We start from the raw sequence: 21,361 nt of genomic DNA, 5'->3' as shown, positions 1-21,361 counted from the left end.
CGGGTCTGCCTACCTGGGGCTGTCGTCCTCCCCGATGTGGTGGACCCGGACCAGGTTGGTCGAGCCCGACACCCCGGGCGGGGAGCCGGCCGTGATGACCACGACGTCGCCCTTCGCGCAGCGGCCGTAGCGGGTGAGGAGTTCGTCCACCTGGTCGACCATCGCGTCGGTGGAGTCCACGTGCGGGCCGATGAAGGTCTCGACGCCCCAGGTAAGGCTCAGCTGGGAGCGCGTGGCCGGTTCGGGGGTGAAGGCGAGCAGCGGGATGGGTGAGCGGTAGCGGGAGAGGCGGCGGACGGTGTCGCCGGACTGGGTGAAGGCGACGAGGAACTTCGCGCCGAGGAAGTCGCCGATCTCCGCCGCCGCGCGGGCGACCGCGCCGCCCTGGGTGCGGGGCTTGTTGCGGTCGGTGAGCGGGGGCAGGCCCTTGGCGAGGATGTCCTCCTCCGCCGCCTCGACGATCCGGGCCATCGTGCGGACCGTGTCGATGGGGTGTTTGCCGACGCTGGTCTCGCCGGAGAGCATCACCGCGTCGGTGCCGTCGATGACGGCGTTGGCGACGTCGGAGGCCTCGGCGCGGGTCGGGCGGGCGTTGTCGATCATCGAGTCGAGCATCTGGGTGGCGACGATGACGGGTTTGGCGTTGCGCTTGGCGAGCTTGATGGCGCGCTTCTGGACGATCGGGACCTGCTCCAGGGGCATTTCGACGCCGAGGTCGCCCCGGGCGACCATGATGCCGTCGAAGGCGGCGACGATGTCCTCGATGTTCTCGACGGCCTGCGGCTTCTCGACCTTGGCGATGACGGGGAGGCGGCGGCCCTCCTCGTCCATGATGCGGTGGACGTCGAGGACGTCGCGTCCGCTGCGGACGAAGGAGAGGGCGATGACGTCGAATCCGTTGCGCAGGGCCCAGCGGAGGTCGTCCTCGTCCTTCTTGGAGAGGGCGGGGACGGAGACGGCGACGCCGGGGAGGTTGAGGCCCTTGTGGTCGGAGACCACGCCGCCCTCGACGACGGTGGTCCGGATCGTGGGGCCGTCGACGCCGGTGACCTCCAGGCAGACCTTGCCGTCGTCGACGAGGACGCGTTCGCCGGGGGTGACGTCGGCGGCGAGGCCTGCGTAGGTGGTGCCGCAGCCGTGGCGGTCGCCTTGGGCGCCTTCTTCGACGGTGAGGGTGAAGGTGTCGTCGCGTTCAAGGAGTACGGGGCCTTCGGCGAAGGTGCCGAGCCGGATCTTCGGGCCTTGAAGGTCGGCGAGGGTGCCGACGCTGCGGCCGGTCTCGTCGGAGGCCTTTCGGACGCGGTGGTAGCGCTCTTCGTGTTCGGCGTGGGTGCCGTGGCTGAAATTGAAGCGGGCGATGTCCATTCCGGCGTCGACCAGGTCTTTGATCTGGTCGTAGGAGTCGGTGGCGGGCCCCAGGGTGCAGACGATCTTTGCTCGGCGCATGGGTCGAGCCTATGACTTACCGGCCGGTAGCGAATTGGCCGCGCATGACTGTCCAACCACGGCCGGGTGAAGGGTTATTGACAAGTGTTGAATTGTGCACCGGGATGCTCCGATGAGCATTCCGGGCGGTCTTTCTTTCCCTTTTCGGGCATGTGAGCGATCACCTGTTGACACGCGGTGTGATCAGGAAGGAATCTACGCGCGTTGTTGTGACGCGTCGTCGCCGAGGAGAGCCAGCCATGCCGTTGAACCGCCGGAAGTTCCTGAGCAGGTCCGCCGTGACGGGGGCGGGGGTGGCACTGGCCGGTGCGGCGGCGGCTCCGGCGGCCGGGGCGGCCACCGGGCGCGGGGGCCGCGGGAAGCCCAAGCGGTACGCGCTGACCGTGCTCGGCACCACCGACCTGCACGGGCACGTCTTCAACTGGGACTACTTCAAGGACGCCGAGTACACGGACGCGGCGGGCAACGCCCAGGGGCTGGCTCGCGTGTCCACCCTGGTGGACCGGGTCCGCGAGGAGAAGGGCCGCCGCAACACGCTGCTGCTGGACGCGGGTGACACCATCCAGGGCACCCCGCTGACGTACTACTACGCGAAGGTGGACCCGATCACCGCCGAGGGCGGTCCGGTGCACCCGATGGCGCAGGCGATGAACGCGATCGGGTACGACGCGGTGGCGCTCGGCAACCACGAGTTCAACTACGGCATCGAGACGCTGCGCACGTTCGAGGAGCAGTGCGACTTCCCGCTGCTGGGCGCCAACGCGGTGGACGCGAAGACGCTGAAGCCGGCGTTCCCGCCGTACTTCATGAAGACGTTCCGGGTGAAGGGCGCGCCGCCGGTGAAGGTGGCGGTGCTGGGGCTGACCAATCCGGGCATCGCGATCTGGGACAAGGCGTACGTGCAGGGGAAGCTGGCCTTCCCGGGGCTGGAGGAGCAGGCCGCCAAGTGGGTGCCGAAGCTGCGCTCGATGGGTGCGGACGTGGTGGTGGTGTCGGCGCACTCGGGGTCGTCGGGCACGTCCTCCTACGGTGACCAGTTGCCGTACGTGGAGAACGCGGCGGCGAACGTGGCCCGGCAGGTGCCGGGTATCGACGCGATCCTCGTCGGGCACGCGCATGTGGAGATCCCGGAGCTGAAGGTCGTCAACGAGAAGACCGGGAGGACGGTCGTCCTGTCGGAGCCGCTGTGTTACGCGGAGCGGCTCACCCTGTTCGATTTCGAGCTGGTCTTCGAGCGTGGCCGGTGGCAGGTGGAGTCGGTCCGGGCGTCGCTGCGCGACGCGAGGACGGTCGAGGACGACCCGCGGATCACCGAGCTGCTCGGCCGGCAGCACGCGGAGGTCGTGGCGTACGTCAACCAGGTGGTCGGCACCGCGACCGAGACGTTGACGACGGTCGAGGCGCGGTACCGGGACGCCCCGATCATCGACCTGATCACGAAGGTGCAGGAGGACGTGGTCCGGGAGGCGCTGGCCGGTACGGAGTTCGCCTCGCTGCCGGTTCTCGCGCAGGCGTCGCCGTTCTCGCGGACCTCGGAGATTCCCGCGGGGAACGTGACGATCCGGGACCTGTCGAGTCTGTACGTGTACGACAACACGCTGGTCGCGAAGTTGATGACGGGTGCGCAGGTGCGGGCGTACCTGGAGTACTCGGCGGAGTACTACGTGCGGACGGCGGCCGGGGCGCCGGTGGAGGTGGACGGGCTGACCAACGCGAACGGCCGTCCGGACTACAACTACGACTACGTGTCGGGGCTGACGTACGAGATCGACATCGCGCAGGCGCCGGGGTCGCGTATCCGGAATCTGGCGCACGGTGGTGTGCCGTTGGACGATGCTCAGCAGTTCGTGCTGGCGGTGAACAACTACCGGGCCAACGGCGGGGGTGCCTTCCCGCATGTGGCGGCGGCCAGGGAGCTGTGGTCGGAGTCGACGGAGATCCGGACGCGGATCGCCGAGTGGGTGACGGCGAGGGGCGTGCTGGATCCGAAGGACTTCGCGTCCGTGGACTGGTCGTTGACGCGGGACGGCGTGCCGGTGTTCTGAGCGCGGTGCGGTGCGGCCTCAGACTCCTTCGACCAGCGGGGTCAGTGTCCGGCGGTCGCGTGCGGAGGGGATCTGGGGCTGTCCGCGTTCGAGGCCGAAGGTGGTGAAGGCGGTGCGGGTGGGGAGCGGGTAGGGCTCCTGTCCGGTGAGGTCGTTGAGGATGGTGGCGCTGCGCCAGGCGGCGAGGCCGAGGTCGGGGGCGCCGACGCCGTGGGTGTGGGTCTCGGCGTTCTGGACGTAGACGCGGCCGGTGACGGAGGGGTCGAGGACGAGGCGGAAGCGTTCGTCGACGCGGGGGCGTTCGTGGCTGTCGCGGCGCATGTAGGGGTCGAGGCCGGCGAGGACGTGGCCGAGGGGGCGTTCGCGGTAGCCGGTGGCGAGGACGACGGCGTCGGTGGTGAGGCGGGAGCGGGTTTTCTGCTGTTCGTGTTCGAGGTGCAGTTCGACCTGGGTGGTGGCGATGCGGCCGGCGGTGCGGACGTGGACGCCGGGGGTGAGGACGGTGTCGGGCCAGCCGCCGTCGAGGGTGCGGCGGTAGAGCTCGTCGTGGATGGCGGCGGTGGTGTCGGCGTCGATGCCCTTGTGGAGTTGCCATTGTCCGGCGACGAGGCGGTCGCGGACCGGTTCGGTGAGGGCGTGGAAGTAGCGGGTGTAGTCGGGGGTGAAGTGTTCCAGGCCGAGCTTGGAGTACTCCATGGGGGCGAAGGCCTCGCTGCGGCCGAGCCAGTGCAGTTTCTCGCGGCCTGCGGGGCGGTGGCGGAGCAGGTCGAGGAAGATCTCGGCGCCGGACTGGCCGGTGCCGATGACGGTGACGTGTCCGGCGGCGAGGAGGGTGTCGCGGTGGTCGAGGTAGTCGGCGGCGTGGACGACGGGGACGCCGGGGGCGTCGACGAGGGGTTTGAGGGGGTCGGGGACGTGGGGTTCGGTGCCGACGCCGAGGACGACGTTGCGGGTGTGGGTGCGGCCGAGGGCTTCGGCCTCTCCGTCGGCGTCGAGTTGGGTGTAGTCGACTTCGAAGAGGTCGCGTTCGGGGTTCCAGCGGACGGCGTCGACCTGGTGGTGGAAGCGGAGGGAGGGGAGGGCTTCGGCGACCCAGCGGCAGTAGGCGTCGTACTCGGCGCGCTGGATGTGGAAGCGTTCGGCGAAGTAGAAGGGGAAGAGGCGGTCGCGGGCCCTGAGGTGGTTGAGGAAGGTCCAGGGGCTGGCCGGGTCGACGAGGGTGACCAGGTCGGCGAGGAAGGGCACTTGGACGCGTGCGCCGTCGATGAGCAGGCCGGGGTGCCAGTGGAAGGCGGGGCGCTGGTCGTAGAAGACGGTGTGGAGGCCGGTGAGGGGGTCGGCGAGGGCGGCGAGGGAGAGGTTGAAGGGGCCGATGCCGATGCCGACGAGGTCGCGGGGGGCGTCGGGCGTGGGGTCGGGGGTGGTGTTCACCGGGGGGTGGGTCCTTCCAGGGCTGTTTCCACGAGGGTCAGGAGGGTGGCCAGGTCGGCGGGCCGGGTGTGGGGGTTGAGGAGGGTGGCCTTGAGCCAGAGCCGGCCGTCGGTGCGGGCCCGGCCGAGGACGGCGGCGCCGGTGGTGAGGAGGGTGCGGCGGACGGTGGCCACGGTGTCGTCGGTGGCGTGCGCGGGCCGGAAGAGGACCGTGCTGATGGTGGGCGGGGCGTGCAGTTCGAACCCGGGGTGGTCGTGGACGAGGGCGGCGAACTCCTCGGCGAGCGTGCAGACGGTGTCGACGAGGGCGCCGAGGCCGGTGCGGCCCAGGGTCTTGAGGGTGACGGCGATCTTGAGGATGTCGGGGCGCCGGCTGGTGCGGGGCGAGCGGCCGAGGAGGTCGGGGAGGCCGGCGGCGGTGTCGTCGTCCGGGTTGAGGTAGTCGGCGCGGTGGTGAAGCGCGGCGAGGTCGTCGCCGTCCTTGACCGTGAGGAGGCCGGCGGCGATGGGCTGCCAGCCGAGTTTGTGCAGGTCGAGGGTGACGGTGTGGGCGGCGTCGAGTCCGGCGAGGCGGGGTCGGTGCCGGTCGCTGAAGAGGAGGCCCGCGCCGTAGGCGGCGTCGACGTGGAGGCGGGCGCCGTGGGCGGTGCAGCGGTCGGCGATCTCGGGGAGCGGGTCGATGAGGCCGGCGTCGGTGGTGCCGGCGGTGGCGACGACGAGGTGGGGTCCGGGGATGCGGGTGAGTGCCTCGTCGAGGGAGGCGGGGTCGAGGGTGCCGGCGGGGGCGGGGACGGTGACGGGTTCGGGCAGGCCCAGCAGCCAGGCGGCGCGGGGCACCGAGTGGTGGACGCCGGGGCCGTGGAGCAGTCGCACGTTCGGGCCGTGTGCTTCGCGGGCGAGGAGGACGGCGAGTTGGTTGGACTCGGTGCCGCCGGTGGTGACGAGGGCGTCGGTGGCGCCGGTCTCGTGGGCCAGGGTGCGGGTGACGAGGGTTTCCAGTGCGGAGGCGGCCGGTGCCTGGTCCCAGGAGTCGAGGGAGGGGTTGAGGACGCTCGCGGCGAGGTCGGCGGCCGCGGCGACGGCGAGGGGTGCGCCGTGCAGGTGGGCGGCGCACAGGGGGTGGGCGGGGTCGGCGGCGCCGGCGGCGAGGGCGGTGACCAGGGTGCGGAGGGCCTCGGGGTCCCCCTGGTCGGGCAGGAGGGTGCCGGCTGCCTGCGCGACGCGGGTGGCGACGGCTTCGGGGCCGCCCGCGGGGAGGGGGCCGCCGCGGGCCGCGGCGCCGGTGCGCAGGGCGTCGAGCACGGTGTCGAGCAGGGGCCGCAGACGGTCGGGGCCGTGCGGGCCCGAGGCGAGGGGCGGCATGCCCATGGGCTGTCCTCCGGGCGTGAGGGGAGTTCCAGCGTGCACGGGGTTGCGTGGATACGCCCGGACAGCCCAACGATCGCAACCCGAAAGGGGTATGTGTGCGGCCGGTCTCCCGTGGGGGGCCGGCCGCACGGCGGCTCAGTGTGTCCGTGCCTCCCGTACCCGCAGGGCGCGGGCGAGGTCGTCGAGTTGGTCGGCGAGCTTGCGGCGCAGGGCGGGGGTCGGTTCGGCGTCGTCGAGGCAGGCCTGGCCGAGGCGCAGGTTGTCGGTGTCGACGGCGTGGACGGGGAAGGCCCAGCGGCCGGCGGCCTCGGCGATGGCGGGGCCGCGGCGGGCGGCGACGGCGACCGCGTCGGCGTAGTAGCGCGGTACGAAGTCCTGGACGAGGTCGGCCTGTTCGGGTTGCCAGAAGCCCTGGGCGGTGGCGGTGAAGAGGTAGTTGGAGAGGTCGTCGGAGGCGAACATGGCCTCCCAGGCGCGGTTCTTGGCCTCGGGGTCGGGCAGGGCGGCGCGGCAGCGGGCGGCGCCCTCCTGGCCGGTGGCGCTGGGGTCGCGGGCGAGTTCGGCGGCGATGGCGGTCTCGTCGGTGGCGCCGAGGACGGCGAGGCGGGTGAGGATGCGCCAGCGCAGTTCGGGGTCGAGTTCGGGGCCGCCGGGGACGGTGCCGTCGGCGAGCCAGGCGGCGATGGTGTCGGGGTGGGCGGCGGTGGCGATGCGGTGGCGTACGGCGATGAGGCGCAGGCCGGGGTGGTCGCCGTCCTCGGTGCGGCGGATGAGGTCGCGGCAGAGGTCGGTGAGGGTGGCCAGGGCGGCGGGCCGCTGTTCGGGGGTGGCGTAGCGGTCGGCGACCTGGGCGGAGGCGAAGGCGAGGACGCCGTCGACGAGGGCGAGGTCGGTCTCGTGGGGGAGATGGGTGCGGGCGATGTCCAGGTAGGCGCCGGTGGTGAGGTCGCCGTCGCGGACGGCGTCGCGCAGCGCGTTCCAGACGACGGCCCGGGTCAGCGGGTCGGGGAGGCCGGAGAGCCGGGCGTGCAGGGTCCGGAAGGAGTCGGCGTCGAAGCGGATCTTGGCGTAGCTCAGGTCGCCGTCGTTGAGGACGACCAGGGCGGGGAGTTTGCCGATGGGCCTCGGTTCGTCCTGGGGGATGTCGAGGTCGAGGCGTTCGCGCAGGGTGAGCCGGCCCTCGTCGGTGAGGTCCTGGTCGTAGAGGCCGACGGCGATGCGGTGGGGGCGGGTGCCCGCGTGGTCGACGGTGAGGGCGCGGCTGCCGTTCTCGCCGGTGATGCGCGGGGTGAGGGTGTCGACGCCGGTGGTGCGCAGCCAGGCGTCGGCCCAGGCGTGGACGTCGCGGTCGGTGGCGGCGGCGAGGGAGTCGATGAAGTCGGCGAGGGTGGCGTTGGCGAACTTGTGCCGTTCGAAGTGGGTGTTGATGCCGGCCAGGAAGTCCTTCTCGCCGAGCCAGGTGACGAGTTGCCGCAGGGCGGAGGCGCCCTTGGCGTAGGAGATGCCGTCGAAGTTGAGGAGGGCGGAGGCGGTGTCCTCGACGTTCTCGGGGGCGACGGGGTGGGTGGTGGGGCGTTGGTCGGCGTCGTAGCCCCAGGGTTTGCGGGTGACGCCGAAGTCGGTCCAGGTCCGGGTGAAGCGGGTGGCCTCGGCGGTGGTCTGGTAGCCCATGTACTCGGCGAAGGACTCGTTCAGCCAGATGTCGTCCCACCAGCGGAGGGTGACGAGGTCGCCGAACCACATGTGGGCCATCTCGTGGGCGATGACCATGGCGCGGGTCTGCCGCTCGGTGTCGGTGACGGCGGAGCGGAAGACGAACTCGTCGCGGAAGGTGACCAGGCCGGGGTTCTCCATGGCGCCGGCGTTGAACTCGGGGACGAACGCCTGGTCGTAGGAGTCGAAGGGGTAGGGCTCGGTGAACTTCTCGTGGTAGCGGTCGAAGCAGCCGCGGGTGATCTCGAAGAGTTCGTCGGCGTCGGCGTCCAGGTGGCGGGCGAGGGAGCGGCGGCAGTGGATGGCGAAGGGCAGGCCGCGGTGCTCGGTGCGCTGGGAGTGCCAGGGGCCGGCGGCGACGGCCACGAGGTAGGTGGAGATGAGGGGGGTCGCGGCGGCCTTCCAGTGGCCGTCCCCGGTGTGTTCGGTGATGCCGTTGGCGAGGACGGTCCAGTCCTGGGGCGCGGTGACGGTGAGGTCGAAGACGGCCTTCAGGTCGGGCTGGTCGAAGGCGGCGAAGACGCGCTGGACGTCGTCCATGAACAGCTGCGTGTAGACGTAGGTCTCGCCGTCGCTGGGGTCGGTGAAGCGGTGCATGCCCTCGCCGGTGCGCGAGTAGCGCATGGCGGCCTCGACGCGCAGTTCGTGCTCGCCGGGGGTGAGGTTCTTCAGCGCGAGCCGGTTGTCGGTCAGGGCGGCGGGGTCGAGGGGGTGTCCGTCCAGGGTGACGGTGCGCAGCTCGGCGGGCTTGACCTCGACGAAGGTGTCCGTGGTGCCCGTCTCGCCGCGGACGGTGAAACGGATGGCGGTGCGGGAGTCGAAGGTCTCGTCCCCACGGGTCAGATCGAGGTCGATCGTGTAGTGGTGGACGTCGAGGAGCCGGGCACGGGTCTGCGCTTCGTCGCGCGTCAGTACGGACATGACGCCATGCTGCCTGATGGGGTGGGCAGGGCACAGAGGCGGATCGCTACGCGGAGTATGTCCGGTCCGTTCCGGCCCGGTGCGCTCCCCGGCGTGCGCCCCCTGGTGGGGGCGCGGGGGCTCGCGGGGTTCAGTCGGAGGAGGCGGGGGTCGTGCCGTTGCCGTTGTCCTCCGCGATGCGCTCGTGGTGGTGGATCACCTCGGCGATGATGAAGTTCAGGAACTTCTCGGCGAACGCCGGGTCCAGCTTGGCGCTTTCGGCGAGGGCGCGCAGGCGGGCGATCTGCTTGGCCTCCCGGGCCGGGTCGGCGGGCGGGAGCTGGTGCCGGGCCTTGAGGTGGCCGACCTGCTGGGTGCACTTGAAGCGCTCGGCGAGCATGTGGACGACGGCCGCGTCGATGTTGTCGATGCTGTCCCGCAGCCGGGCCAGCTCCTCGCGGACGGCGGGGTCGACGGCACCGGTACCGGTGTTGCTGGTGGTCATGGGCGCCCACCCTACGTGCGGACGCGGGGCGGTCGCAGTCCGTCTCAGGGCCCGAGAACCTCGCGGGGGCCGTGGGGGGGGGCGGGGCCTGGGCGCGGTCCGGCCGGCGACGGGCCGGTCCCGTCCTTCCACTGCAGGAGGGGCGCCACGGCTGCCGGGGCGGGGGCGTCCCTCGTACAGTGGGAGGAGGGTTCAGGCGTCTTGGGGGTGGGCGTGGCGAACGGCGGACCGGTGGAGCACGGTTTCCCGCACCTGGAGACGGTGCGGGCCGCCGTCACGGCGCTGTACAGGCGGTTGTCGTACGACACCGTGCGGACGTTCTCGGCCAGCGTGGCCCCGGCCGACGTGGCGTTCTGCGACACGGACGACCTGTATCTGGGGGCGCAGCGGGTGGCTCGCGAGCTGGTGCGCCACTACCGGCTGCCCGACGCCCGGATGATCGTCTCCTTCCGGGAGATGACGCACGCGGCGAGCGTGGAGCTGGCGGCGGGGCCGGAGTACTTCGTCGAGCTGAACGACCGCTTCCGTACGCATCGCCGGGACATCGGGGCGGCCCTCGCGCACGAGGTGATGCACGTGTACCTGCACCGCCTCGACCTGTCCTTCCCCGGCACCCGGGACAACGAGATCCTCACCGACACGGCGGCGGCGTACCTGGGCGCGGGCTGGCTGCTGCTGGACGCCTTCCGCCAGGACGCGGCGTCCTCGCAGAAGCTGGGGTATCTGACGCCGGAGGAGTTCGGCTATGTCCTGGCCAAGCGGGCGCTGGTCTTCGGGGAGGACCCGTCGGTGTGGTTCACCAGTCCGCAGGCCTACACGGCGTACGGGGAGGGCAGGGCCCGGGCCCGTCGGGACGGGCAGCGGCCGCCGTTGACGGCGGCGGGCTGGGCGGGCCGCCGCCGGTACGCGCGGGACCGCCGCCACGCGCAGGATCAGGATCCGCACGCCGTCGCCGGGGCGGAGGAGGGGCCGTACGCGTTCACGGCGGGCGGGAGCGGTCCGCTGCGGGTGTCGTTCCCCTGTCCGACGTGTCACCAGCGGATCAGGGTGCCGGTGCGGGGGCGGGTGCGGGCGCGGTGCGGGCTGTGCCGGACGGTACTGGAATGCGACACCTAGAACGGGTGAACGGTGCTTCAATGCCCGCATGACGGAGACGATCAACGAGCCCTGGGGGCTCAGTGTGTTCGGTGCGGGCAGTGTGCGGGTCGAGCCGCAGCTGGTACGGGTGAAGCTGGCGGTGGACGTGCTGGAGCCCGCGCCCGACCGGGCCTTCGAGGGGGCCGGCACGGCCGTGGCCCGGCTGCGTGAGGTGCTGCGCCGGCACGGGATACCGGACACCTCGGTCTCGGGCTCCCGCCTCAGGCTCAGCTCGGAGTACAACGGCTACGGCGGCGAGCGGACGTTCCTCGGGTACCGCTGCCAGGCCTCCTACTCGGTCCAGACCGAGGCCCTGGACGGGCTCCAGCAGCTCATCGTGGACGCGGTGGACGCGGGCGCGCACCGGATCGACGAGGTCGAGTTCGACGTGCACGACAAGCCGGCGATGCGCGACGAGGCCCGTCGCAGGGCCGTGGCCGCCGCTCGCCGCAAGGCCGAGGTGTACACGGAGGCGGCGGGGGTGCGGCTGGGCCCGGTGGTGCACATCCAGGACGTGGACGCCGAGTCGTTCCGCCAGTACCGGGGCCATGGGGGCGGGGGCGGCAGCTCGGCCGGTGATCTGGCGCCGGGGATGGTGGAGGTGTCGGCGGGCGTGGTGCTGGGGTTCTCCCTGACGCACTGAACCCACGAGGGCCCGCGGGGGCCCACTGGCCCCCGCTGACGCCGTCTCAGGCCGGCCGCACGATGCCCTGCGCGCGTGCGGCCGCGAGCCAGGCGGGGAACTCGCCCACCAGACGGTCGTACAGCTCGGCGTCGGTCACCTTCCGCGGGTCGCGGCCCGCGTGGAAGAACCCGGCGTTGTCGACGACCCGCCGCTCCGGCACCGCCAGGTCGTCGAGTCTGCGCAGGTAGTCGAACTGGCGGCTGTCCGGGTCGCCGAAGCCGACGAACTGCCAGAACAGCGGCAACGGCGCCGCCTTGCACAGGTACCGTTCCGCGGCGAGCTTGTTGATCGGTCCGCCGTCGGTCTGGAAGACGACCAGGGCGGGGTGGCGGGCGCCGCTGTCGAGGTAGTGGTCGATGACGGCGTCCATGGCCAGGTGGTAGCTGGTCTTCCCCATGTGTCCGAGGCCGGCCACGATCCGGTCGATGCGTCCGCGGTGGTCGGCGAGGTCGATCCGGGAGACGGCGTCGACGTCCGTGGAGAAGAAGACCACCGGCACGGTGCCGTCGTCGTCGAGGTGCGCGGACAGCCCGAGCACGCGGTCGGCGAGGCCCTGCACGCTGCCGTCCCGGTAGTACGGCTTCATGGAGCCGGAGTAGTCCACGACCAGGTAGACCGCGGCCCGGGCCCCCTCCAGCCCGTGCTTGGTCAGGGACACCCCGGCGGTCTTGTACAGGTCGACCAGCGCGGGCGCCGTCTCCTGGACCTTGGTGAGACTGATCGCGGCCATGCGGACTCCCCCGTCACCCGATGCGTACGGCACTCGGCTGCCGAGGCTACGGCACGGTGCACCCCGCCTCTCAGCTCGTCCACCGGCGTTCGCTATTTTGTTCGCCGCCGTCCCCACCGGCTCACCGTCCGTTTCGTCCCGAGGAGCCGGCGTGGATCCCGAGTCCACCGTCACCACCTGTTACCGCCATCCCGCGGTGGAGTGCCACGTCCGGTGCACCCGCTGCGAGCGTCACATCTGCCCGGACTGCATGCGCGAGGCGCCCGTGGGCCACCAGTGCCCCGAGTGCGTGCGGGAGGGGGCGCGGTCGGCCCGGCAGGCCCGGACGATCGTCGGCGGGCGGATCTCGACGACGCCCGTGGTGACGTACGTGCTGTTCGCGCTGAACGTCCTCGTGTACCTGGCGGAGGCGGTGCGGCCGGAGCTGGTGGACCGCTTCTCCATGGTCGGTGCGCGGCTCGTCGATCCGGACGGCGGCCGCTACGTCTACGAGGGCGTGTACCTCGGGGACTTCCGCACCGAGGGGATCGTGGCCGGCGAGTGGGAGCGGATGCTCACCAGCGCCTTCCTCCACATCTCGCCCTTCGAGGGGGTGTTCGGGATCCTGCACCTCACGATGAACATGGTCGTGCTGTGGCAGTTGGGGCGGGTCGTGGAGCCGATGCTGGGCCGGGCGCGGTTCGCCGTCCTGTACCTGCTGTCGGCGCTCGGCGGTTCCGTCCTGCAGCTGGTGTCCGCCGACCCCGGGCAGTCCGCGGTCGGCGCGTCGGGCGCGGTCTTCGGCTTGGCGGCGGCGTACTACGTCCTGCACCGCCGGGTGGGTGCGGACATGGGCGCGGTCAACCGTTTCATGGCCTTCCTGCTGCTGTGGCTGGTGGTGTCCGCCGGGTTCACCTCCTGGCAGGGCCACCTCGGCGGCCTCCTGGCGGGCGGCGCGCTGGCCTTCGCGTACGCGTACGCGCCCCCGGGACGGCGGCGGACGGCGGTGCAGGCCGGTGCGTGCGCGGGGCTGCTGGTGCTGCTGGCGGTGACGGCGGCGATCAAGGTGTCGGAGATGACAGGCGGAGGTATTCCCCTATGAAACGTGCCGGTGTGCTGCTCCTGGCGGCCGTCCCCGTGGTCGCCACGGGGGTGTACTTCGTCATGCCGTCGGACTCGGCGGACGCCCCGGTGACGCCGCCCGTGTCCAGCACCCAGTCGTCCCGCGAGGACGCCAAGAGCCGGGCGGAGGAGGAGCGGGCGGCGGACGACGCGCTCATCGCCGGTCTGCCGCCGGGGCTCGCGGCTCCCGCGAAGAAGGAGCTGGCGCAGCAACTGGTGTCCAGCGCCGAGAACTCGACCACGAAGTGGCGCACGTCCTACGGCACCATCGAGGACCTCGGCGACGGGTGCGGCTACACGGCGGGCATCATCGGCTTCTGCTCCGCCACGCACGACCTGCTCATGCTGGTGGAGCGCTACACGAAGGACCACCCGGGCAACGGTCTGGCGGCCTATCTGCCGGCTCTGCGCGAGGTGGACGGCACCGACTCCCACGAGGGCCTGGACCCCGGCTTCCCGGCCGCCTGGCGGGCGGAGGCGGAGCTTCCCGCGTTCCGCGAGGCGCAGGAGCGGGAGCGGGACCGCGTGTACTTCGAGCCGGCGGTGCGCCTGGCCAAGCTGGACGGGCTCGGCACGCTCGGCCAGTTCGTCTACTTCGACGCGATGGTCTTCCACGGGCCCGACACGGACGCGGAGGGCTTCTACGGGCTGCGGGAGCAGACTCTGCGGAAGGCGAAGACGCCGGGCCAGGGGGGCGAGGAGAAGGCCTATCTGAAGGCGTTCCTGGACGTCCGCGCGCAGGCCATGCGGGCCAAGCGACCCGGGATCGACACCTCGCGCGTCGACACGGCGCAGCGCCGGTTCCTGGCGGCGGGGAACCTGGGGCTGGACACGCCGCTGGTGTGGGAGATGTACGGGGACACGTACCGGCTGCCGTAGGCGGGGCCCGGAGCATGCGACGGCGCCTGCCCCTTTGTCCGGTCGGGGACAGGGCAGGCGCCATCAGTGTTCCGCACGCCTTTGTGCGGGACGTTCTTCGGTTGTTCCGTCCGTCAGACCGCGAGAGCGCGGTCGGTCGGGCGGATCGGGGCCGGCAGTTCGCTGGCTCCGGTCAGGAAGCTGTCGGCGCCGCGGGCGGCCGAGCGGCCCTCCGCGATCGCCCAGACGATGAGCGACTGGCCGCGGCCGGCGTCACCGGCGACGAACACACCCGGCACGTTGGTCTGGAAGTCGGCGTCCCGGGCGATGTTACCGCGTTCGTCGAGTTCCAGGCCGAACTGGTCCACCAGCCCGTTCTCCCGGTCGGTGCCGGTGAAGCCCATGGCGAGGGTGACCAGCTGGGCCGGGATCTTGCGCTCGGTGCCCGGCTTCGGGGTGAGCTTGCCGTCGATGAACTCGACCTCGCTCATGTGCAGCCACTGGACGTTGCCGTCCTCGTCGCCCTCGAAGTGGGTGGTGGAGACGGCGTAGACCCGCTCGCCGCCCTCCTCGTGGGCGGAGGTGACCTTGTAGAGCATCGGGAAGGTCGGCCACGGCTGGCGCACCGCGTCCCGCTCCTCGCCCGGCCGGGGCATGATCTCCAGCTGGGTGACGGAGGCCGCGCCCTGGCGGTGGGCGGTGCCCACGCAGTCGGCGCCGGTGTCGCCGCCGCCGATGACGACGACGTGCTTGCCCTCGGCCGTGATCGGAGGCGCCACGTAGTCGCCCTCCTGCACCTTGTTGGCCAGGGGCAGGTACTCCATCGCCTGGTGGATGCCCTGGAGCTCGCGGCCGGGGACCGGCAGGTCGCGGGCGGTGGTGGCGCCGGCGGCGATGACGACGGCGTCGTAGCGCTTCTTCAGGTCGCCGGCCTTGAGATCGCGGCCGATCTCGACGCCGGTGCGGAAGCGGGTGCCCTCCGCGCGCATCTGCTCGATGCGGCGGTTGATGTGCCGCTTCTCCATCTTGAACTCGGGGATGCCGTAGCGCAGCAGGCCGCCGATGCGGTCCGCGCGCTCGTAGACGGCGACCGTGTGGCCGGCCCGGGTGAGCTGCTGGGCGGCGGCGAGGCCGGCCGGGCCGGAGCCGATGACGGCGACGGTCTTGCCGGACAGGCGCTCGGGGATCTGCGGGGCCACGTCCCCGGTCTCCCACGCCTTGTCGATGATCGAGACCTCGACGTTCTTGATGGTGACCGCCGGCTGGTTGATGCCGAGCACGCACGCCGACTCGCACGGCGCCGGGCACAGGCGGCCGGTGAACTCCGGGAAGTTGTTGGTGGCGTGCAGGCGCTCCTGCGCGGCCGACCAGTCCTCGCGGTAGGCGTAGTCGTTCCACTCGGGGATCAGGTTCCCGAGCGGGCAGCCGTTGTGGCAGAACGGGATGCCGCAGTCCATGCAGCGGCTGGCCTGCTTGCTGATGATCGGCAGCAGGGAGCCGGGGACGTAGACCTCGTTCCAGTCCTTGACGCGCTCCGGGACGGGACGGGTCCTGGCGACCTCGCGCCCGTGGTTGAGAAAGCCCTTGGGATCAGCCATTGGTCGCCGCCTCCATCATCTTCTCGGTGATCTCGGTCTCGGAGAGACCGGCTCGCTCGGCGGCGTCCTTGGCGGCGAGCACTGCCTTGTACGTGCTGGGGATGATCTTGCCGAAGCGCTCGACGGCGGTTGTCCAGTCGGCGAGCAGCTTCTCGGCGACGGTGGAGCCCGTCTCCTCCTGGTGCCGGCGCACGACGTCGTGCAGCCACTGCTTGTCGGCGTCGTCGAGCGCCTCGATCGCGCCCACGTTGCCGACGTTGACGTTGTCCCGGTCGAGGTCGATGACGTACGCGACGCCCCCGGACATGCCGGCCGCGAAGTTGCGCCCGGTCTCGCCGAGGACGACGGCGTGGCCGCCGGTCATGTACTCGCAGCCGTGGTCGCCGACGCCCTCGGAGACGACCAGCGCGCCGGAGTTGCGGACGCAGAAGCGCTCGCCGACCTTGCCGCGCAGGAACATCTCGCCGCCGGTGGCGCCGTAGCCGATGGTGTTGCCGGCGATGGTGGAGTACTCGGCGAGGTGGTCGGCGCCCCGGTCCGGGCGGACGACGATCCGGCCGCCGGAGAGGCCCTTGCCGACGTAGTCGTTGGCGTCGCCCTCCAGGCGCAGCGTGACGCCGCGCGGGACGAAGGCGCCGAAGGACTGGCCGGCGGAGCCGGTGAAGGTGATGTCGACGGTGTCGTCGGGCAGGCCCGCGCCGCCGAACTTCTTCGTCACCTCGTGGCCGAGCATGGTGCCGACCGTGCGGTTGATGTTGCGGATCGGGACCTGGGCGCGCACCGGCGCGGCGTCGGTGGCGCTGGAGGCCGCCAGCGCGTCGGAGGCGAGCTTGATCAGCTGGTTGTCGAGCGCCTTCTCCAGGCCGTGGTCCTGGACGACGGCCTGGTGGCGCACGGCGCCCTCGGGCAGCGCGGGGACGTGGAAGAGCGGCTCCAGGTCGAGGCCCTGGGCCTTCCAGTGGTCGACGGCGCGGGTGACGTCGAGGGTCTCGGCGTGGCCGACGGCCTCCTCGATGGAGCGGTAGCCCAGCTCGGCGAGGATCTCGCGGACCTCTTCGGCGATGAAGCGGAAGAAGTTGACGATGTACTCGGCCTTGCCGGAGAAGCGCTCACGCAGCACCGGGTTCTGGGTGGCGATGCCGACCGGGCAGGTGTCCAGGTGGCAGACGCGCATCATGACGCAGCCGGAGACGACGAGCGGCGCGGTCGCGAAGCCGAACTCCTCGGCGCCGAGCAGCGCGGCGATGACGACGTCCCGGCCGGTCTTGAGCTGGCCGTCGGTCTGGACGACGATGCGGTCGCGCAGGCCGTTGAGCAGCAGGGTCTGCTGGGTCTCGGCGAGGCCCAGCTCCCAGGGGCCGCCGGCGTGCTTGAGCGAGGTGAGCGGCGAGGCGCCCGTGCCGCCGTCGTGGCCGGAGATGAGGACGACGTCCGCGTGGGCCTTGGAGACGCCCGCCGCGACCGTGCCCACGCCGACCTCGGAGACCAGCTTCACGTGGATGCGGGCCTGCGGGTTGGCGTTCTTGAGGTCGTGGATCAGCTGGGCCAGGTCCTCGATGGAGTAGATGTCGTGGTGCGGGGGCGGGGAGATCAGGCCGACACCGGGGGTGGAGTGCCGGGTCTTGGCGACCCAGGGGTAGACCTTGTGGCCGGGCAGCTGACCGCCCTCGCCGGGCTTGGCGCCCTGGGCCATCTTGATCTGGATGTCGTCCGCGTTGACCAGGTACTCGGAGGTGACGCCGAAGCGGCCGGAGGCGACCTGCTTGATGGACGAGCGCCGCGCCGGGTCGTACAGGCGCTCCGGGTCCTCGCCGCCCTCACCGGTGTTGGACTTGCCGCCCAGCTGGTTCATGGCGATGGCGAGGGTCTCGTGCGCCTCCTGGGAGATGGAGCCGTACGACATGGCGCCGGTGGAGAAGCGCTTGACGATCTCGGAGACGGGCTCGACCTCGTCGAGGGGGATCGGCTGCCGGTCGCTCTTGAAGCCGAACAGGCCGCGCAGCGTCATCAGGCGCTCGGACTGCTCGTTCACACGCTCGGTGTACTTCTTGAAGATGTCGTACGTGCCGGAGCGCGTGGAGTGCTGGAGGCGGAAGACGGTCTCCGGGTCGAACAGGTGCGGTTCGCCCTCGCGGCGCCACTGGTACTCGCCACCGATGTCCAGGGCCCGGTGCGCCGGCGCGATGCCGCTGGCCGGGTAGGCCTTGGCGTGGCGGGCGGCGACCTCCTTGGCGATGACGTCGATGCCGACGCCGCCGATCTTGGTGGCGGTGCCGTTGAAGTACGTGGCGACGAACTCCTCGTCGAGGCCGACGGCCTCGAAGACCTGGGCGCCGCGGTAGGAGGCGACGGTGGAGATGCCCATCTTGGACATGACCTTGAGGACGCCCTTGCCGAGGGCGTAGATCAGGTTCCGGATGGCCTGCTCGGGCTCGCCGTCGGTCGCCTGGAGGAAGGTGCCCGCGCGGACCAGGTCCTCGACGGACTCCATGGCCAGGTACGGGTTGACGGCCGCGGCGCCGTAGCCGATGAGCAGGGCGACGTGGTGGACCTCGCGGACGTCGCCGGCCTCGATCAGCAGGCCCACCTCGGTGCGCTGCTTGGTGCGGATGAGGTGGTGGTGGACGGCCGAGGTGAGCAGCAGCGACGGGATCGGGGCGTGCTCGGCGTCCGAGTGGCGGTCGGACAGGACGATCAGCCGGGCGCCGTTCTCGATGGCGGCGTCGGTCTCGGCGCAGATCTCCTCTATGCGCGCGGCGAGGGCGTCGCCGCCGCCGTGCACCCGGTAGAGACCGGAGAGGGTCGCGGCCTTGAAGCCGGGCATGTCGCCGTCGGCGTTGATGTGGATGAGCTTGGCCAGCTCGTCGTTGTCGATGACCGGGAAGGGCAGCAGGACGCTGCGGCAGGAGGCGGCCGTCGGCTCCAGCAGGTTGCCCTGCGGGCCGAGCGAGGAGCGCAGGGAGGTGACCAGTTCCTCGCGGATCGCGTCCAGCGGCGGGTTGGTGACCTGGGCGAAGAGCTGGGTGAAGTAGTCGAAGAGCAGCCGCGGGCGGTCGGACAGCGCCGCGATCGGCGAGTCGGTGCCCATGGAGCCGATCGGCTCGGCGCCGGCCTTGGCCATCGGCGCGAGGATGACGCGCAGCTCCTCCTCGGTGTACCCGAAGGTCTGCTGGCGGCGGGTGACCGAGGCGTGGGTGTGCACGATGTGCTCGCGCTCGGGCAGGTCGGACAGCTCGATCTCGCCGGCCTCGATCCACTCGGCGTACGGCTTCTCCGCCGCGAGCTGGGCCTTGATCTCGTCGTCCTCGATGATGCGGTGCTCGGCGGTGTCCACGAGGAACATGCGGCCGGGCTGCAGGCGGCCCTTGCGGACGACCTTGGCCGGGTCGATGTCCAGGACGCCGACCTCGGAGCCGAGGACGACGAGGCCCTCGTCGGTCACCCAGTAGCGGCCGGGGCGCAGACCGTTGCGGTCGAGCACGGCGCCGACCTGGGTGCCGTCGGTGAAGGTGACGCAGGCGGGGCCGTCCCAGGGCTCCATCATCGTGGAGTGGAACTGGTAGAAGGCGCGCCGGGCCGGGTCCATGGAGTCGTGGTTCTCCCACGCCTCCGGGATCATCATCAGCACCGAGTGCGGCAGCGAACGCCCGCCGAGGTGCAGCAGCTCCAGCACCTCGTCGAAGGAGGCGGAGTCGGAGGCGTCCGGCGTACAGACCGGGAAGATCCGCTCCAGGTCCGAGGACGAGCCGAACAGGTCCGAGGCGAGCTGGGACTCACGGGCGCGCATCCAGTTGCGGTTGCCCTTGACCGTGTTGATCTCGCCGTTGTGCGCGACGAAGCGGTACGGGTGGGCGAGCGGCCAGCTCGGGAAGGTGTTGGTGGAGAAGCGGGAGTGCACGAGCGCGATCGCGGAGGCGAAGCGGCGGTCGGACAGGTCCGGGAAGAACGGCTCCAGCTGGCCGGTGGTCAGCATGCCCTTGTAGACGATGGTCCGCGCGGACAGCGACGGGAAGTAGACGCCGACCTCGCGCTCGGCGCGCTTGCGCAGCGCGAAGGCGCGGCGGTCGAGGGCGATGCCCTGGGAGGCGCCGTCCGCCACGAAGATCTGGCGGAAGACCGGCATGGTCGAACGCGCGGTGGCGCCCAGCATCTGCGGGGCGACCGGGACCTCGCGCCAGCCGAGGACGGTGAGGCCCTCCTCGGCCGCGATCGTCTCGATCGTCGAGACGGCGTCCTCGGTGCCGTCCCCCGGCAGGAAGGCGATACCGACGGCGTACGCCCCGGCCTCGGGCAGCTCGAATTCGGCCACCTCGCGGAAGAAGGCGTCCGGCACCTGGGAGAGGATGCCCGCGCCGTCGCCCGAGTCGGGCTCGGAGCCGGTGGCACCGCGGTGCTCCAGGTTGCGCAGCACGGTGAGCGCCTGGTCGACCAGGGTGTGCGAAGCCTCGCCGGTGAGAGTGGCGACGAAACCGACGCCGCAGGCGTCGTGCTCGTTGCGGGGGTCGTACATACCCTGCGCAGCAGGGCGAGCATCCATGAAGGACCAGTTCTGGCCATTCGCGGAGTGCTGGGACGGCTGGCGCGGCGTACGCATCGGCTCTCCCGTCGTCGTCATCTGGCATGTGCAAGTGCCGAGGGACGACGTTGGCCCTCTGCGTGAGATCAAAATTTCGTGCAGGTTACATGATGGAGTGATTCTCGGGAAGCGGGATAATCCGTTCCAACATGCGGACAGCGGGGGTGGCGGCGGGGGTACCGCGACCGGCGGTGTGATCCAGGGGGACCGGGGCGGACAGATCGATGTCCGTCGGTCCGAGGGGGTGAGGAGAGCTCCGTCGCTCGCTTCGCGGGTGCGCGGCAGGCCTCATTGCTCACAGCGCTTACGGCTCATGCCCGGGGATCACGCGCTCGAAACCAGCGAGTAACGGTTATTTATGCGGGCTCCTGCATAGGTTCAAGCCGGGCTATCCTACGGCCGTTCCGAAGAAACTGCCCAGGGCGTACGTCACACCGGCCGCCGCGCCGCCGAGCGCGAGCTGCCGCAGCCCGCTGTACCACCAGCTGCGCGCCGTCACCTTGGCGACCACCGCACCGCACAGGAACAGTCCGACCAGCGCGAGCACGACCGCCGGCCACAGCGCGGTGGCGCCGAGCAGGAAGGGCAGCACGGGGAGCAGGGCGCCCAGCGCGAAGGAGCCGAACGAGGACACGGCCGCGACCAGCGGCGAGGGCAGATCGCCGGGGTCGATGCCCAGTTCCTCGCGGGCGTGTATCTCCAGCGCCTGCTCGGGGTCGCGGGACAGCTGCCGGGCCACCTCGCGGGCGAGCCGCGGCTCCACGCCGCGGGCCTCGTAGAGCGCGGCCAGCTCGGCCTCCTCGTCCGCCGGGTGCTTCTTCAGCTCGCGGCGCTCCACGTCCAGCTCGGCCTCGACCAGCTCGCGCTGCGAGGCGACGGAGGTGTACTCGCCGGCGGCCATGGAGAAGGCGCCGGCGGCCAGACCGGCCAGGCCGCTCAGCACGACGGTCTGCTGGCCGACGGCGCCGCCCGCTACGCCGGTCATCAGGGCGAGGTTGGAGACCAGGCCGTCCATCGCGCCGAAGACGGCGGGGCGCAGCCAGCCGCCGTTCACGTCGCGGTGGGTGTGGTTGTCGCGGTGCGCCTCGTGCAGCGGCGCCTCGGTTTCGATGATTGCCATACGGGCCCCCCGGAAGGCTAGTTTGGATCGGTTCTACTTTTTAACAACACCCAAGCTACGCCGATCATTTCCGCCTCGCCAGCAAGGAAAGGCTGCACTTACCTGCGGTTTTACCCTTTCCCGCTCATCCGTGATCTTGAGTGCACAGA

At 71.3% G+C, this 21,361-nt stretch carries 14 protein-coding genes; 5 read left to right on the top strand and 9 right to left on the bottom strand.

The genetic code is table 11. The features are described from left to right. Window positions 1-9: 9 nt before the first annotated feature. Window positions 10-1,446, bottom strand: a complete 1,437-nt coding sequence (gene pyk / locus ACGF5T_RS20530) for a pyruvate kinase (RefSeq protein WP_366766198.1) — start codon at window positions 1,444-1,446, stop codon at window positions 10-12. A 239-nt stretch (window positions 1,447-1,685) separates the two neighbouring features. Here pyk and ACGF5T_RS20525 point away from each other — a divergent pair, with 239 nt between their 5' ends. Beyond that, window positions 1,686-3,491, top strand: a complete 1,806-nt coding sequence (locus tag ACGF5T_RS20525; RefSeq protein ID WP_366766196.1) for a 5'-nucleotidase C-terminal domain-containing protein — start codon at window positions 1,686-1,688, stop codon at window positions 3,489-3,491. Window positions 3,492-3,509: 18 nt separating this feature from the next. On the opposite strand, the gene ACGF5T_RS20520 is transcribed toward ACGF5T_RS20525, so the two are convergent. The 4 genes from ACGF5T_RS20520 to ACGF5T_RS20505 form a co-directional block, all read right to left on the bottom strand. Next, window positions 3,510-4,922, bottom strand: coding sequence for a SidA/IucD/PvdA family monooxygenase (locus ACGF5T_RS20520; RefSeq protein ID WP_366766195.1), 1,413 nt, complete (start codon window positions 4,920-4,922; stop codon window positions 3,510-3,512). Continuing rightward, entirely contained in the window at window positions 4,919-6,289 is a 1,371-nt protein-coding gene (locus tag ACGF5T_RS20515) for an aminotransferase class V-fold PLP-dependent enzyme (RefSeq protein WP_356608014.1), read from the bottom strand. Before ACGF5T_RS20515 ends, ACGF5T_RS20520 begins: the two co-directional genes overlap by 4 nt. A gap of 135 nt (window positions 6,290-6,424) precedes the next feature. Beyond that, window positions 6,425-8,923 carry an aminopeptidase N gene (gene pepN, locus ACGF5T_RS20510; protein ID WP_356608016.1) on the bottom strand — a complete coding sequence of 833 codons (2,499 nt, stop codon included), beginning with the start codon at window positions 8,921-8,923 and terminating at the stop codon, window positions 6,425-6,427. A gap of 130 nt (window positions 8,924-9,053) precedes the next feature. Then, window positions 9,054-9,407 carry a chorismate mutase gene (locus tag ACGF5T_RS20505; protein WP_356608018.1) on the bottom strand — a complete coding sequence of 118 codons (354 nt, stop codon included), beginning with the start codon at window positions 9,405-9,407 and terminating at the stop codon, window positions 9,054-9,056. A 213-nt stretch (window positions 9,408-9,620) separates the two neighbouring features. On the opposite strand from ACGF5T_RS20505, the gene ACGF5T_RS20500 reads away from it, so the two are divergent. Then, window positions 9,621-10,523 carry a hypothetical protein gene (locus tag ACGF5T_RS20500; protein ID WP_356608164.1) on the top strand — a complete coding sequence of 301 codons (903 nt, stop codon included), beginning with the start codon at window positions 9,621-9,623 and terminating at the stop codon, window positions 10,521-10,523. A gap of 28 nt (window positions 10,524-10,551) precedes the next feature. Continuing rightward, a complete protein-coding gene (locus tag ACGF5T_RS20495; protein WP_356608020.1) occupies window positions 10,552-11,187 on the top strand; it encodes an SIMPL domain-containing protein in 636 nt (211 codons plus the stop codon). 46 nt (window positions 11,188-11,233) lie between these two features. Here ACGF5T_RS20495 and ACGF5T_RS20490 read toward each other — a convergent pair whose 3' ends face one another. Next, the gene (locus ACGF5T_RS20490; protein WP_356608022.1) at window positions 11,234-11,959 is read right to left on the bottom strand and encodes a VWA domain-containing protein; all 726 of its coding nucleotides are present in this window, start codon (window positions 11,957-11,959) and stop codon (window positions 11,234-11,236) included. 151 nt (window positions 11,960-12,110) lie between these two features. Between ACGF5T_RS20490 and ACGF5T_RS20485 the strand changes: the two genes are divergently transcribed. Together ACGF5T_RS20485 and ACGF5T_RS20480 are read left to right on the top strand one after the other, a co-directional pair. Further along, the gene (locus ACGF5T_RS20485) at window positions 12,111-13,040 is read left to right on the top strand and encodes a rhomboid family intramembrane serine protease (protein ID WP_366766193.1); all 930 of its coding nucleotides are present in this window, start codon (window positions 12,111-12,113) and stop codon (window positions 13,038-13,040) included. Next, window positions 13,037-13,939 (top strand): chitosanase, encoded by a 903-nt coding sequence (locus ACGF5T_RS20480; RefSeq protein WP_366766192.1) that lies wholly within the window; start codon window positions 13,037-13,039, stop codon window positions 13,937-13,939. Before ACGF5T_RS20485 ends, ACGF5T_RS20480 begins: the two co-directional genes overlap by 4 nt. A 113-nt stretch (window positions 13,940-14,052) precedes the next feature. Here ACGF5T_RS20480 and ACGF5T_RS20475 read toward each other — a convergent pair whose 3' ends face one another. The 3 genes from ACGF5T_RS20475 to ACGF5T_RS20465 all read right to left on the bottom strand — a co-directional run bounded on the left by ACGF5T_RS20475 (window position 14,053) and on the right by ACGF5T_RS20465 (window position 21,212). Further along, the gene (locus tag ACGF5T_RS20475; protein ID WP_366766191.1) at window positions 14,053-15,516 is read right to left on the bottom strand and encodes a glutamate synthase subunit beta; all 1,464 of its coding nucleotides are present in this window, start codon (window positions 15,514-15,516) and stop codon (window positions 14,053-14,055) included. Beyond that, complete coding sequence (gene gltB / locus ACGF5T_RS20470) at window positions 15,509-20,053, bottom strand: glutamate synthase large subunit (RefSeq protein WP_356608166.1); 4,545 nt, start codon at window positions 20,051-20,053, stop codon at window positions 15,509-15,511. The genes ACGF5T_RS20475 and gltB overlap by 8 nt, the downstream gene beginning before the upstream one ends. 427 nt (window positions 20,054-20,480) lie before the next feature. Continuing rightward, window positions 20,481-21,212 (bottom strand): VIT1/CCC1 transporter family protein, encoded by a 732-nt coding sequence (locus ACGF5T_RS20465; protein WP_356608030.1) that lies wholly within the window; start codon window positions 21,210-21,212, stop codon window positions 20,481-20,483. Window positions 21,213-21,361 lie beyond the last annotated feature (149 nt).

It is taken from the genome of Streptomyces sp. NPDC047853 (assembly GCF_043204535.1).
In the GTDB taxonomy this organism is placed as follows: Bacteria; Actinomycetota; Actinomycetes; order Streptomycetales; family Streptomycetaceae; genus Streptomyces.
The sequence above is the reverse complement of the archived record's forward strand: the minus strand, read 5'-3'. Positions and strand labels throughout refer to the sequence as shown.